11 protein-coding genes are annotated in these 14,711 nt (G+C 67.9%); 6 read left to right on the top strand and 5 right to left on the bottom strand.

Going from position 1 to position 14,711, the window contains the following annotated elements; translation table 11 throughout:
• Positions 1-58: 58 nt before the first annotated feature.
• The 4 genes from hemH to CHB69_RS15140 form a co-directional block, all read right to left on the bottom strand.
• Positions 59-1,054 (bottom strand): ferrochelatase, encoded by a 996-nt coding sequence (hemH, locus tag CHB69_RS15155; protein WP_089216858.1) that lies wholly within the window; start codon positions 1,052-1,054, stop codon positions 59-61.
• Positions 1,051-3,339, bottom strand: a complete 2,289-nt coding sequence (locus CHB69_RS15150; protein ID WP_089216857.1) for a xanthine dehydrogenase family protein molybdopterin-binding subunit — start codon at positions 3,337-3,339, stop codon at positions 1,051-1,053. Before CHB69_RS15150 ends, hemH begins: the two co-directional genes overlap by 4 nt.
• Positions 3,340-3,475: 136 nt before the next feature.
• Positions 3,476-3,898: a CoA-binding protein gene (locus CHB69_RS15145; RefSeq protein ID WP_089216856.1), complete on the bottom strand. Its 423-nt coding sequence runs from the start codon at positions 3,896-3,898 to the stop codon at positions 3,476-3,478.
• Positions 3,899-4,876, bottom strand: coding sequence for a P-loop NTPase (locus CHB69_RS15140; RefSeq protein WP_089216855.1), 978 nt, complete (start codon positions 4,874-4,876; stop codon positions 3,899-3,901).
• A 91-nt stretch (positions 4,877-4,967) separates the two neighbouring features.
• Between CHB69_RS15140 and hflK the strand changes: the two genes are divergently transcribed.
• The 6 genes from hflK to CHB69_RS15110 all read left to right on the top strand — a co-directional run bounded on the left by hflK (position 4,968) and on the right by CHB69_RS15110 (position 11,782).
• On the top strand, positions 4,968-6,113 hold the full coding sequence (gene hflK / locus CHB69_RS15135) for a protease modulator HflK (protein WP_089216854.1): 1,146 nt from the start codon (positions 4,968-4,970) through the stop codon (positions 6,111-6,113).
• Positions 6,113-6,964 carry a protease modulator HflC gene (gene hflC / locus CHB69_RS15130; protein ID WP_089216853.1) on the top strand — a complete coding sequence of 284 codons (852 nt, stop codon included), beginning with the start codon at positions 6,113-6,115 and terminating at the stop codon, positions 6,962-6,964. Before hflK ends, hflC begins: the two co-directional genes overlap by 1 nt.
• A 127-nt stretch (positions 6,965-7,091) precedes the next feature.
• Entirely contained in the window at positions 7,092-8,591 is a 1,500-nt protein-coding gene (locus CHB69_RS15125) for a trypsin-like peptidase domain-containing protein (RefSeq protein ID WP_089216852.1), read from the top strand.
• 120 nt (positions 8,592-8,711) lie between these two features.
• Complete coding sequence (locus tag CHB69_RS15120) at positions 8,712-9,080, top strand: VOC family protein (protein WP_089216907.1); 369 nt, start codon at positions 8,712-8,714, stop codon at positions 9,078-9,080.
• A gap of 646 nt (positions 9,081-9,726) precedes the next feature.
• Complete coding sequence (locus CHB69_RS15115) at positions 9,727-11,322, top strand: helicase HerA-like domain-containing protein (RefSeq protein WP_425442434.1); 1,596 nt, start codon at positions 9,727-9,729, stop codon at positions 11,320-11,322.
• A gap of 10 nt (positions 11,323-11,332) precedes the next feature.
• Positions 11,333-11,782: a hypothetical protein gene (locus CHB69_RS15110; protein WP_089216851.1), complete on the top strand. Its 450-nt coding sequence runs from the start codon at positions 11,333-11,335 to the stop codon at positions 11,780-11,782.
• 198 nt (positions 11,783-11,980) lie between these two features.
• Here CHB69_RS15110 and CHB69_RS15105 read toward each other — a convergent pair whose 3' ends face one another.
• A complete protein-coding gene (locus tag CHB69_RS15105) occupies positions 11,981-14,671 on the bottom strand; it encodes a M1 family metallopeptidase (RefSeq protein WP_089216850.1) in 2,691 nt (896 codons plus the stop codon).
• Positions 14,672-14,711 lie beyond the last annotated feature (40 nt).

Below are 14,711 nucleotides of genomic sequence, written 5' to 3'. Positions count from 1 at the left end.
GAAGTTAAGAAGCCGGTAAGGGCGTGCCGGCGCGATTAGAGCGCGATGTCATCGCGCTCTATATCCAGCCGGCCAATTCACGGCGGATGAGCGCGTTCAGCATTTCGAGCCCGGGCGGGCTCGCATTGAGGCAGGGGAGGTAAGCGAAATCACGCCCGCCCGCGGCTTCGAACTGCGCCTTGCCGCGGATCGCCAGCTCTTCGAGCGTTTCGAGGCAGTCGGCGGAAAAACCCGGCGCGAGCACCGCGACGCTTTTGCCTTCGCGCCCCAGCCGTTCGAGCAGCGCATCGGTCGCGGGTTCGAGCCATTTGGCGCGCCCGAAGCGCGACTGGAAGGCGACCTCGACCGGGCGGCCGAGCGCTTCGGACAGCAGGCGCGCGCTCTTGCGGCACTGGCAATGATAGGGATCGCCGAGGTGCAGCGTGCGTTCGGGCATGCCGTGGAAGCTCGCGAGCAGCACGTCGGGCGCGAAATCGAGCGCTGCCAGACCCGCTTCGACCGACGCCGCGAGCGCGCCGATATAGGCTGCGTCGTCGGCATAGGGCGGCAGGAAACGCAGGCTCGGTTGCCAGCGCAGCGCCCTGAGGTGGGCGCCGACCGCATCGACGACGGTCGCGGTCGTCGCGGCGCAATATTGCGGATAGAGCGGCGCGATCAGGATGCGATTGCAACCCTCGGCGACCAGCGCGTCGATCGTGCGTCCGATCGCGGGCTCGCCATAGCGCATCGCATGGGCGACCCGCACCGCATCGCCGAACTCGGCCTGCAGCGCCTCTGCTTGCGCACGCGTGATCGCGGCGAGCGGCGAGCCTTCGTCGGTCCACACCTGCCGATAGGCGTGGGCCGATTGCCTGGGGCGTCGCGTCAGGATCGCACCGCGCAGGATCGGCTGCCAGAGCAGCGGCGGGATTTCGACGACGCGGCGGTCGGAGAGAAATTCGGCGAGATAGCGGCGCACCGGTCCCGGCTCGGGGGCGTCGGGCGTGCCGAGATTGACGAGCAGTACGCCGATGCGTGGCGCGGGAAGCGCGGGATGATCGGCGGGGCGCGTCACAGCGGCTGTCCCGACAAAGGCAGGCGGCGGATGCGGCGGCCGGTCGCGGCGAACATCGCATTGGCGATCGCCGGGGCGACGACGGGCACCCCGATCTCGCCGATCCCGCCGGGGTCGCGGTCGCTGTCGACGAACTCGACCAATATCTCGGGGCTCTGCGAGAGTTTGGGCAGGCCGAGCTGGTGGAGCTTGCGCGCGGTCGCGACGCCGCCTTCATAGTCGGTGGTCGCACCGACCGCCGCCGCGAGGCCGAAGATCAGCCCGCCCTCGATCTGCTGCCGCGCGATCGCCGGATTGACGAGCCGCCCGGCGTCGACGACCGCAACCAGCTGTTCGACCTGCAAGCCCTTGTCGCTCTGGCGCGCGGTCGCCATCAGCGCGATATGGCTGCCGCGCATCGAGTGGCAGGCGAGCCCCTGCGCGCTGCCGGGCAGGCCGCCCTCCCACCCGCCGAGCGTCGTCGCGGTGAGCAGGCAATGCGCGAGCAGCGGCGACCCGCCGAGCATCGCCATGCGATAGGAGAGCGGGTCCGATCCCGCGCGCGCCGCGAGTTCGTCGACGAAGCATTCGGTGAAGAAGGCGGTGTAGCTGTCGGCATTGCCGCGCCAGCGCGCCGTCGGCAGGCCGATATCGGCGGGGCAATGGTCGACCGCATAATGGGGGATCGCATAGGTCGGCGCGGCGCCCTCGACCGCAGCGGCGTCGGGCTTGCCCACCGATGCGCGCTGCGCGACGTCGCCCGGCATATTGTCGAACAATCGCGCGCGCACCTCGTGGTTGGTCGAGGGGACGGCGATGCGGCTGACGAGCGCGTCGATGCCGCCCGCGCTGTTCAGTGTCGCGATCATCTTGGCCCGCGCCGGCGCGCGCGGCGGCCCGCGCATGATCTCTTCGGCGCGCGACCAGGCGAGATGCACCGGGCGCTTGATCTCGCGCGCGATGATCGCAGCCTGCACCGCGACATTGTGGTCGAGGCAGGCGTCGAACGAGCCGCCCGCCATCATCGGGAACAGCGTCACGGCCTGTTCGGCGAGCCCGGTCGCGCGCGCGATCGCGGCGCGGCATTGCGCGGGCGCCTGCGTCGCGACCCAGACGCGCAGCCGGTCGCCTTCTATCGCGGCGGTGGCGGTTCGCGTCTCGACGGGTGCGTGCAGTGCGGGGGCGACCAGATATTCGGCGGCGATCTGCGTCCGGCCCTCCATCGCACCTTCGACGTCGCCCGCCCTGGCGATGCGCCAGCCGTCGGCGGCGAGCGCGCGCGTCAGCGCGGCGTCGATGCGCTCGCTCGAAATCGGCTCGCCGGCGGTTTCGAACACCGGCGCGAAGCGGTCGAGCGCGCGGTTCGCCGCCCACCAGTTGCGCGCGACCGCGGCGATCCAGCGCTCATGCTCCACGACATAGAGCATGCCGGGCGAGGCGAGTCCGGCGCGCTTGTCGATGCTCTTCACCCGCGTCGCGCCGAACGGCCCCTGCCGGATCGAGGCATAGACCATGTCGGGAAGGCGGATGTCGCCAGCGAAATTGGCCGAGCCGTCGACCTTTGCCGGCAGGTCGAGCCGGGTGAGTTCCTTGCCGTAGAGCGGATCGGTGCTCGAAGCGCGATAGACGGGCTGCGCGGGCGGCTCGTGCTTCGCGGCGCCGGCGGCAAGGTCGCCGAAGCGCAGCCGCTTGCCGCCGTGGAGCACGAAGCCGTCCTGCGTGTCGCATTCCGTCCAGTCGGCATCCCAGCGCCGCGCGGCCTCCATCATCAGCAGCGCGCGCGCCTGCGCCGCGGCGTCGCGGCACGGCCCTTCGAACATGCGCACCGACGACGAGTTGGCGGTCAGCATCACTGCATGGCGCACCGCCCATTCGCGCCGTACCCAGCTTCGCACATCGGCGACGAAATCGGGAACGCCGGCACGCGGCATGAAGGCCGCGCTGTCCTCGTCGACGACGAGCGTATTGGCATAGAGCGGGCTGATCGGCGCGCTTTCGACCGCGATCGTGCGCCAGTCGGCGCCGATCTCGTCGGCGATGATCTGCGGGAGCAATGTCGAGACGCCCTGGCCCATCTCGCACTGCGGAACGATGGTGCTGACATGACCGTCGTCGCCGATCTTCAGAAAGGCGTTGAAGATATGCTCGCCCTCGGCGGCGGTCAGGTTGGGCTGATATTCGCGCGGCCAGACGCTCCACGCGACCGCAAGGCCGCCCGCGGCGGTCGCACCGATCAGCAGCGAGCGGCGCGTGACGCGCGGCGTCCCTCGTGCCCTTGTCCCCACCGTGTCGCGAATGCCCGCCATCGCGCTTGCTGATAGTCGGGGGGCAGGGGCGAGGCAAAGCCTATATTGCGCCGTCGCCCCAGCGAAAGCCGGGGCCGCCATCGGCCTTGCGCAACATTGCCAGCGGCCCCGGCTTTCGCTGGGGCGACGATCGTTCTTAGCGCAGCAGCCCCAGCCGCGGAATCTCGACCTTGGGGCAGCGGTCCATGACGACGACCAGTCCGGCCTCGTCGGCGCGCTTCGCCGCGGCTTCGTCGATCACGCCGATCTGCATCCACACCGCCTTGGCGCCGTGGACGATCGCCTCGTCGACCGCGGCGCCGGCGTCGGCACTGTTGCGGAAGATGTCGACGATCTCGGCCGCGGGCTCGACGTCGGCGAGCGTCGCGACGACCGGGGCGCCATGGATTGTCTTGCCGGCATGGCCGGGGTTCACCGCGACCACGTCATGGCCCTGCGCGACCAGAAAGGCGAGGACGCCGTTCGACGGGCGCGCCGGGTTGGGGGACGCGCCGACGACCGCGATACGGCGCGGCTCGCTCAAAAGTTCGCGGATTTCGCCTTCGTCGTTGATCGCCATTCAGCTTGCCTTTCGTGCCTCGATCCAGTCGGCGACCTTCGCCGCCACGGCGTGGAACGGCTCGCCCGCGGGGTCGGTTCCCGCCGCCGGCGGGACGCCGCCGTCGCTTGCGAGGCGGATGCCCATGGCGAGCGGGACGCGGCCGAGGAAGTCGATGCCCATTGCTGCCGCCGCGGCTTCGGCGCCGCCGCTGCCAAAGGGGTCGCTGACCTCGCCGCAATGCGGGCAGGCATAGCCCGCCATATTCTCGACGAGCCCGATGATCGGCACCTCGGCCTGTTCGAACAGCGACACCGCGCGCGCGGCGTCGATCAGCGCGAGATCCTGCGGGGTCGAGACGATCACCGCGCCGGCGGGCTTGTGGCGCTGGATCATGGTGATCTGGACGTCGCCGGTGCCGGGGGGCAGGTCGACGATCAGCGTGTCGATGTCGCCCCAGCGCGCGTCGATCAGCTGTTCGAGCGCCTTGCCCGCCATCGGGCCGCGCCACGCGATCGCCTGTCCGGGCGCCGCGATCTGTCCGGTCGAAAGCATCGGCACGCCATAGGCGTTGGGAACGGGCGCGAGCTTCGATCCCTGCGCCTCGGGCTTCACGCCTTCGCTGCTCATCAGCTTGGGGAGCGAGGGGCCATAGATGTCGGCATCGACGAGCCCGACCTTGACCCCGCGCCGGCGGAGCGCGACCGCGAGATTCGCGGCGAGCGTCGATTTGCCGACCCCGCCCTTGCCGCTGCCGACCGCGATGATCGTCAGCGCCTTTTTTTCGGCGGTCATCGCGACGCGGACCGAGCTGACGCCGGGTCGGGCGAGCAGCGCGTCGCGCAGCTTGTCCTCAAGCGGCTTGCGGTCCGGCTCGGCGAGACCGGTCACGTCGAGCACGACGGCCAATGTGCCCGTGTCGTCGAGAAAGCGAAGTCCGGAGGTGCGGCCGCCGGTCAGGTCGGCGGCTATGTCGGCTAGGGGGGCAATCTCGGTCATGTGCGGGCGAGATAGGCATGTCGCGGTCGATTGCCAGCGATTTTCGCGTGGCCCCCCTGTTAATCGCGCCAGTCGCCCCTATAAATGCAGCATGAGCAACGATAACAACGGCACGGTGGGACGCCGCATCCCGGGGGGACTGCGGCAATTTTTCGGTTCGATCAGTCTGATGGCGAACAGCCCGTGGGGCAATGGGCCGAAGGACGGCGACGACGACGGCAAGCGCGGCCCGCGCAACCCATGGGTGACGCCCGATCCCGCCGACGGCGGGCGCGGCCGCCGGCCGCGCGGCCCCTCGGCGCTCGACGAGCTGCTGCGCAAGGGGCGCGGCAGCTTCGGCGGCGGCGGCTCGGGCGGCGGGGGCGGCATGAACCTGCCCGAATCGGCGAAGCTGTGGAAATGGGGCGCCCTGCTCCTCGTTGCGATCTGGGCGATTTTTTCGATGATCCACATCGTGCCGCCCGAAAAGGAAGGCGTCGTCACCCGGCTCGGCAGCTATGTCCGCACCGTCGGCCCCGGCGTCAAATGGACCTGGCCCGCGCCGGTCGAACAGATGCGCATGGAGGATGTGCGCGCGATCCGCACGATGCAGGTCGGATCGCCGACCGCGACCGACGAGAATTTCGTGCTGACGCGCGACCAGAGCATCGTCGATCTCGCCTATGAGGTGCGCTGGTCGGTGCGCGATCCCGAACTCTTCATCTTCCAGCTCGCCGATCCCGAAGGCACGATCCGCGAGGTCGCCGAAAGCGCGATGCGCGCGACGGTCGCCAATTTCGACCTCGTCCAGGCGATCGGCCCCGGCCGCGTCGACATCGAGGCGCAGGTTCAGAACCGGATGCAGGCGCTGCTCGACCAGTATCGCGCCGGCGTAGCGATCCAGGGCATCGCGATCCGCCAGGCCGACCCGCCGAAGCAGGTCGACGAGGCGTTCAAGGAAGTGACCGCGGCGCGGCAGGAACGCGAATCGTCGATCAACCAGGCGCGCGCCTATGAACAGCGCATCCTCGAACGCGCGCGCGGCGACACCGCGCAGTTCGACCAGATATACGAACAATATCGCCTTGCACCCGAGGTGACACGGCGCCGGCTTTACTATGAAACGATGGAGAGCGTGTTGTCGAACGTCGACAAGACGATTGTCGAAGCGCGCGGGGTGACCCCCTATCTGCCGCTGCCCGAGGTGCGCAAGCGTGCCGATGCGGCGCAGGACAGCGCCGCGAAGGGAGGCCAGTGATGTTCGAATCGCTGTTCCGCCACCCGATGCGTCTGCTCGTCGCGGTCATCGCGCTGCTCGTCATCCTGTCGCAGACGCTGGCGATCGTGCCCGAGGACAGGCAGGCACTCGTCCTGCGCTTCGGCGAGATCGAGGCGACGAAAAATGTCTATCGCCCGGGTGAGCGCTTCGGCCGGTCGGGCGCCGGCCTGCTCGTCCGCATGCCCTTCGTCGATGGCGTCCAGTTCATCGACAAGCGCATCCTGGGCGTCAACATGGAGCGCCAGCAGGTGCTTTCGACCGACCAGCAGCGGCTGCAGGTCGACGCATTCGCGCGCTTCCGCATCACCAATCCGGTGCGCATGTATACGGCGATCCGCACCGAAACCCGCCTCGAGCAGCAGCTCGCGACGATCCTCGGCTCGTCGCTGCGCAACGAACTCGGCAAGCGGACCTTTGCCACCTTGCTCTCGCCCGAGCGCGGCGCGGTGATGGACAATATCCAGGTGTCGCTCAATCGCGAGGCCCAGAAATATGGCGCCGAGATCATCGACGTGCGCATCAAGCGCGCCGACCTGCCCGAAGGCGCGACCCTGCTCGCCGCCTTCAACCGCATGCGCTCGGCGCGCGAGCAGGAGGCGACCGCGATCCGCGCCGAGGGCGACAAGGAAGCGCAGATCATCCGCGGCAACGCCGACGGCGAAGCAGCGCGCATCTATGCCGCCAGCTATGGCAAGGACCCCGGCTTCTATGATTTCTATCGGGCGATGCAGAGCTATCGCCAGACCTTCATGGGCCAGGGGAACCAGGGCGGGACGTCGGTGATCCTGTCGCCGGACAATGAATATCTGAAGCAGTTCAGCGGCGGTTGACGGCGAAAGCCGCGGATGAACGGGGGCTGGCCGGGCCGTTCATGTTCAAACGCGGTTAAGCCGTCGGGGGGCAGAGAGCCCCCGCCGGGGAAACGCTGGGACCATTTGACGAAGAGGAATTGCAATCGTGCGTTATGTATATGGCATCACTTCGGCCCTGCTGGTGGGCGGCACCGCACTGGCGCTGGTCACCCAGTCGCCCGTCGGCGCGCAGGTGGCGCAGAACGAGCGCAGCGAGATCGCCAAGGTCGTCCCGCGCTCGGGCGCGCCCGAAAGCTTCGCCGACCTCGTCGAGCAGCTCCAGCCCGCGGTGGTCAATATCTCGACCAAGCAGGAAGTGACGCTCGGCGTCCGGCTCAACCCCTTCGCGGGGACGCGCGAGCCGATCACGCAGGAGCAGCAGGGCGGCGGCTCGGGCTTCCTGATCTCGGACGACGGCTATATCGTCACCAACAATCATGTCATCACCGGCGGCCCGCGCGGCGAGCAGGTGAACGAGGTCACGGTGACGCTGACCAACCAGAAGGAATATCGCGCCAAGATCGTCGGTCGCGACGCGACCTCCGACCTCGCGCTTTTGAAGATCGACGCGAAGGGGCTGCCCTTCGTCAAGTTCGGCGACAGCAACAAGGCGCGCGTCGGCGACTGGGTGGTCGCGATCGGCAACCCGCTCGGGCTCGGCTCGACGGTGACCGCGGGGATCATCTCGGCGGTGCAGCGCAACATAGGCAACAACGGCCCCTATGACCGCTATATCCAGACCGACACCGCGATCAACCGCGGCAATTCGGGCGGTCCGCTGTTCGACCTCGAGGGCAATGTCGTCGGCATCACCAACATGCTGATCTCGCCGGTCGGCGCGAACATCGGCGTCAATTTCGCGATCCCCGCCGATGCGGCGATCCCGGTGATCGAGGCGCTCAAGGCCGGCGAGCGGCCGCAGCGCGGCTATCTGGGTATCGGCATCGTTCCGGTCACCGAAGATTATGCGGCGGCGCTCGGCCTGCCCAAGGACCGCGGCGAGATGATCCAGCGCGTCGAGGAAGGCGAGGCGGCCGACAAGGCAGGCCTCAAGCGCGGTGACGTCGTGACGAGCGTAAACGGCAAGGAAGTGACGCCGCAGCAGACCTTGTCCTACCTCATCGCCAATGTGAAACCGGGGACGCGCATCCCGATCGAGATCATCCGCGACGGCAAGGCGATGACGCTGAACGCCGTCGTCGGCACGCGCCCGACCGAGGAGGAACTCGCCGGATCGAGCTTCGATCCCGAAGAGGAACAGACGATGCCCGAGGATCCGAAGGGCAGCGCCGACCAGGCGGTGCAGGACGAACTCGGCATGGCGGTGCAGACGCTGACCCCCGAAATCGCGGGCAGCATCGGCGTCCAGCGCGGCACCAAGGGCCTCGTCATCGCCGCGGTCGGCAGCAGCAGCGACGCGGGTTCGAAGGGCCTGCGCCGCGGCGACGTGATCCTGAGCATCAATCGCACGCCGGTGACCACCGCCGAGGGACTCGCGAAGGGCGTCGCCGACGCCAAGAAGGCGGGGCGCACCGCGGTGCTGCTCGAAATCCTGCGCCGCGGCCAGCCGCCGGCGTTCATCCCGATCCGCATCGACGGCGAATAAGGCGGTCGATCAAAGCCTTGACGAAGGGCGCCCGGCTGGCTGGCCGCGGCGCCCTTTTTCTTTGCGCGGCCGGGCAAATGTTCCTATTATGTTCGCATCCTTCGAGTCGGGAGACGAATGATGATCGGCTATGTGACCCTGGGAACGAACGACCTCGCCAAAGCGGCGATTTTCTATGATGCTATCGCGGCCGAACTGGGTGTGCCGCGGATGATGGAATATGACGGTTTCATTGCGTGGGGCAAGGAAGGCGGCGGAGCCGGGATCGGCTTGACGAGGCCGTTCGACGGCAAGGCCGCGAGCGTCGGCAACGGCGTGATGGTCGCGCTCGAGGCGAAGGACCAGGCACAGGTGCAGCGGCTCTACGACATCGCATTGGCCAATGGCGGGACCGACGAAGGCGCACCGGGACCGCGCGGCGAGGGCTTTTACGCCGGCTATTTCCGCGACCCCGATGGCAATAAATTGAACGCCTTCGTGATGGGGTGAAGGCGCGGCGCGTGGAGGCTTTGGGGTGGCCGGTTGCCATCGCCGTCTTTGGTTATCGTGGGGTGGGTTCGCCTCGTCGTTTCAAAGTTCACCAAAGTTCAGCCTTGTGCGGTCGCCGATTGGTCGGCGTTCGGCAAAGCTGCCGCGCCGGCTTCTGCCCGCATCTGTAAATCGGGCCGTCACCGCTTTTGTCCACATATGAAAGAGCCGAGACGAAGGCTGGCACAGCCGAATTATGTAGGACAGCCTTTTTTTCGCGGCTGATGTCCGACTTGGGGTGGATTCGAGACATTCGCCCAACCCCTCCTCTTCAGAGGAGGGGCAGCGAGACTTACGCGCCTTGCGCGTTAGTCGCAGCGGGGTGGTCGCCTCGACCGAACGTCCAGCCAGCGCACCACCCCAAACCCCTCCTCTGAAGAGGAGGGGCTTAAGAAAGTCCGAAACCAGTCGGATGCCGCCTCCCAAACATTTCGCGCAGAGACGCAGAGATTTTCACGTTTGCCCTCTGCGCTCTCTGCGCCTCTGCGCGAATCTGGTGGTGACCTGACGGCAGCAACCGGTCGCTAGCAGCCAAACCCTCGCTCGCTTGATTTCCTCACCCCCCGTTCTAGACCGGTAGGCGGTCTGAACAGCGAAAGGGCAAAGGGTGAGCGACGGCAGCGCAGCAACCGAAATCTATATCGGGCTCGGCGGCGGCGGGGCGGCCGATGGGCCGCGCCAGTCGCTCGTCCTCAAGCGCGCGAACCGCCACGGGCTGATCGCGGGCGCGACCGGCACTGGCAAGACGGTGACCTTGCAGGGCCTCGCCGAAAGTTTTTCGACGGTCGGCGTGCCGGTGTTCGTTGCCGATGTGAAGGGCGATCTGTCGGGCATGGCGATGGCGGGCAGCCCGACCGCGAAGACGCACGAGCCCTTTGCAAAGCGCGCGGCGGAAATCGGCGACACCGGTTGGGCCTATCGCGACAATCCCGTGATCTTCTGGGACCTGTTCGGCGAGCAGGGGCATCCGGTGCGCACCACCATCTCCGAAATGGGGCCGCTGCTGCTCGCGCGGCTGATGGGCTTGAACGAGACGCAGGAGGGGGTGCTCGCGATCGCGTTCCGGGTCGCAGACGAACAGAATATGCTGCTTCTCGACCTGGGCGATCTGCAGGCGATGCTGGCCTGGTGCGCTGAAAATGCCGGCGAGCTGTCGAGCCAATATGGCAATGTCACCAAGGCGAGCGTCGGGGCGATCCAGCGGCAATTGCTGACGCTCGAAAGTCAGGGTGGCGACCATTTCTTCGGCGAGCCCGCGCTCGACATCGCCGACATGATCCGGTGCGACGACAAGGGGCGCGGCTATGTGAACATCCTCGCCGCCGACAAGCTGATGGCGAGCCCCAAGCTCTACGCAACCTTCCTGCTGTGGCTGCTCAGCGAGATGTTCGAAACACTGCCCGAAGTCGGCGACCCCGACAAGCCGAAGCTCGTCTTCTTCTTCGACGAGGCGCATCTGCTGTTCGACGACGCGCCCAAGGCACTGACCGACAAGATCGAACAAGTCGTGCGGCTGATCCGTTCGAAGGGGGTCGGCGTCTATTTCGTCACGCAGAATCCGATCGACGTGCCCGAAGAGGTCGCGGGGCAACTCGGCAACCGCGTCCAGCACGCGCTGCGCGCCTTCACCCCGCGCGACCAGAAGGCGGTAAAGGCGGCCGCCGAAACCTTTCGTCCCAATCCGAAGGTCGATGTCGAGCGCGAGATCACCGAACTTCGCGTCGGCGAGGCGCTGGTCTCACTGCTGATGGCCGACGGCGCCCCGTCGCCGGTCGAGCGCACGCTTGTCAAGCCGCCATGCTCGCGCGCCGGCCCGCTCGATGCCAAGGAGCGTGCAATCATCCAGTCGATCTCGCCCGTTGCGGGCAAATATGACACGGCCGTCGACCGCGAGAGCGCCGAAGAATTGCTCGCCGCCAAGGCCGAACAGGCGCAGGCCGCGGCGATCGCGGCCAAGGCGCAGGAAGAGGCCGACAAGCAGGCGGCGCTCGCCGCGAAGGAAGAGGCGAAGCGCAAGGCGGCTGAGGAACGCGAGCGCATCCGTCAGGAAAAGGCGGCGGCGCGCGAGGCCGCGAAGCCAAGCATGGCCGAGAAGATGTTCCAGTCGGCGGCGCGCTCGGCGGCGACGAGCATCGGCCGTCAGGTCGCGGGCAAGTTCGGCGGCCAGCTGATGCGCGGGATATTGGGCGGCCTGTTCAAATGAGCCTGATCGAATGACGGGGGGCGGCGATGCCGCGCCGATGGAGGCGAACCTCGCCGCCGTCGCCGAGGCCGGCATCGACATCCGCCACGCGCTGTTCGACCGTTTCCTTGCCGCCCATCCCGCGCGCCGCGCGGCATTTCTCAACCTCGACGCCGCCTCGCGCCGGATGACCGACGAGACGTTGCAGATTCTCTATGGGCTTGCGCAGGGCGAGACATGGGTCTGGCCGCTGGTCGCCGAACTCGTCGCGACGCACCGCAATTATGGCGCGCTGCCGATCGCCGAATATGACGCCTTCATCGACATGACGATCGACGCGCTGGGGCAGGCGGCGGGGGCAAGCTGGACCGCCGAAGCCGCGGCGGCGTGGGCGCGGCAGGGCGCTGCGCTGAAAGCCATGGTGCGCCGCGCCGCCGCCGACTGGCTGAGCGCGATGCCCGAGGGCGCCGCGCGCGCCTGAGCGTCTTTCGTGCCCGGCTGGAGCGCGGTCAGCTGTTTCCGAAGCATGTGTGCTCCCCGCGGAGCCGAAGGCGGCGCGTAGCGCCAACGCGGGAGCCCATCTCCCGGCGGCTCAATCTTGCACCGATCGGAGATGGGGCCCCGCCTCCGCGGGGACACATGAACCTTTGCGAGCGTTTTACTCAAAGTTGATTATGCTCTACTGACCCGCGAGCCAGGCCTTGGTTTCGGCCTTGATCCGCGGCCGGCTTTCGGCGCGTTCCTTGAGCACCGCGATCGTGCGCTCATAGGGCTTGCGCACGTCGGCGGGCAGGCCGGCGGCCTTGGTTTCGAGCCGCGCGATCATCGCCGGATCGTCCGACCCCATGGCGAGCCCCGCGAGGAAGCGCACCCGCGCCGAGGCGTCGATCAGCTTGTCGACCTGCGCCTGGTTCGCCTCGACGAAATCGACCGCGGCGTCGGCGTGATTGCGCGCGACGCGGCCGATGATCGCCGCGCTCGTCGTCTCGCCGGGCTCGCCGGTCAGCGACAGGTCGAGCGCGCGCTTGGCGAGCGCGTCGTCCTTCGCCGCGCCGAGCAGCGTGTAGAGCGTGCTGCGTTCGACCGTCGACTTGCTCGCACTGGCGAGCTTGTGGAGCTTGTCCCAGTCGGCGGCGCTCGCATTGGTCGCGACGATGTCGAGCCACAGACCCTTCGACGAGCCGTCGAGTGCCTTCGGATTGCTGTCGAGCAGCGCGAAGCGGCGGCGCGCCTCCGCGAGCACCGCGGCGTCGCCCATCGTGCCGAGCGCGCGGATCACGTCGGCGCGCAGCACCGCGTCGAGCGCGGGCTCGCCGTCCTTCGGATCGAAGCCGAGCCGCGCGAGCGCCGGGCGCAGCGCCGCCGCGCCGCGCACCGCGATCGCCTGCTGGCTCGCCGCGTCGCCGTCGAAGATCGCATGGAGTTGCTCGTAGCGGTCGGCGGCCTCGGTCAGCACATAGGGGTTGGCGTCGGTGGGGACCGCCGTGAGCAGGTCGAGCGCCGCGCCCATCGGCTGATAGCCCGCGACCGAAAGCGAGAAATTGTCGCTCAGGAGGCCGAGCTGGTCGATCGGCGCGATCGCCTTGTAATCGGCGCGCAACGCATCGAGCGCTTGCGCCGTGTAGAGGGTGCGGAAATAGCCGAGCTGGCCGCCGTTGAGGATCGTCGCGCCGCAGGTGCCGGGGACGCGGATCGTCGCCTTGCCGCCTTCGACGACGACGCGCTGGTCCTTGCCGCCGACGCTGCGCACGAGCATCGGCACTTTCCAGCGGCGCCCCTCGCCGTCGACGCCCGCACGCCGGTCGCGCGAGAATTCGCCCTGCGTGACACCGATCACGCCGGTGCCGCCGTCGCATTCATAGCTCGTCATGCGGATGAGCGGGATGCCCGGCTGACCGGTGAAGTCGTGCGCGATTCCGGTGAGTCCCTTGGCGCCCGCGGCCTCGACCGCATTCCACAGATCGTCGGTGCGGCTGTTGCCATATTTATGCGCGGCCATGTAGCGGCGGAGCCCGCCCTGCCAGACATCCTCGCCGGCATAGGCCTCGAGCATCGAGATCACCGCTTCGCCCTTTTGATAGGTGATCGCGTCGAACGCCTGATTGGCGTCCTCGACGGTGCGGATCGTCTGGAGGATCGGGTGCGTCGTTTTATAGGCGTCGAGCGCCATCGCGTGCTCGCGGCCCCCGACGCGGCTCAGCAAAGGTTGCCATTCGGGATGGAAATGGTCGGTGACCTTCGTCGCCATCCAGCTCGCGAAGCCTTCGTTGAGCCACAGATCGTCCCACCACGCCATCGTTACGAGGTCGCCGAACCACTGGTGCGCGGTCTCGTGCGCCTGCACCTCATAGATCGCCTGCCGCGTCGCCTGGCTGGTGATCGCGGGATCGTCGAGCAGGATGCGCTCGAAGGTGAAGATAGCGCCCCAATTTTCCATCGCGCCGAAGAATTGCGACTGGCCGGGGCCGGCGATATTGTCGAGCTTGGGCAGCGGATAGGGCTGGCCGAAATAATCGCCATAATAAGTGAGCAGCGGGCCGAGGCTGTCGAGCGCGAAGCGCGCCTGTTCGCCCGACCCCTTGGGCGACACGATGCCGACCTCGGCACCGCTTTCGCTCTTCTTCGCGAGCCGCTCGAAATCGCCGAGCCCGAAGAAGAGGAGATAGGAGGACATTTTCGGCGAGGTGCCGAAGGTCACGGTCTTCATGCCGTTCGCGGTCGCCGTCTCCTTTTCGACCGGCATGTTGCTCACCGCGAGCTGGCCCGCCGGGACGGTCGCGGTGAGGCGGAAGGTCGCCTTGTAGCTCGGCTCGTCGAAGCTCGGCACGAAGCGGCGCGCGTCGGGCGCCTCGAACTGGGTGAAGAGGCCGCGTCGCTCCTCGCCCGTCACCTTGTCGGGATAGTCGAGCGCGAACAGCCCGTTCGCCTGCGTGCCGATCTTGCCCGTATAATCGGTGGTCAGCCGATATTGGCCCGGCGCGAGCGACGCGGGCGCGGTGAAGGTGACGGTCTGCGCGTCGCGGTCGACCGTCGCGGTCAGCGCAGTGCGACCCGACCCGTCGGGCTTTGCGATGCTCGCGCTCGCGAAATCGAGGTCGAGCGCGTTCATCGTGATGGCGTTCGAGGCGGCGAACAGGTCGAGGTCGATCGCAGCGCGGCCGGTGAAGGTCAGCGCCTTGGCGTCGGGGGTGACCGCGATGTCGTAATGCGACGGGCGCGCGATGCGCGGAAGCTGGCTCGGCACGCTGTCGGGCAGCGGTGCGGCGGCCTGGGCCGCGGGGTCGGGGGCCTGCTGCGCGAGCGCGGGCGTCGCGGCGAGGCTGAGCGACGAAAGGGTGGCGAGCAGCAGGTGGCGCGTGGCGGTTTTCATGGATCTATCCCCGGAATTTCAGACTCAAGCAATAAAGTTA

Origin of the sequence: Sphingopyxis indica, from assembly GCF_900188185.1 — a bacterium.
In the GTDB taxonomy this organism is placed as follows: domain Bacteria; phylum Pseudomonadota; class Alphaproteobacteria; order Sphingomonadales; family Sphingomonadaceae; genus Sphingopyxis; species Sphingopyxis indica.
This window is presented reverse-complemented; position numbering and strand designations above follow the sequence as displayed.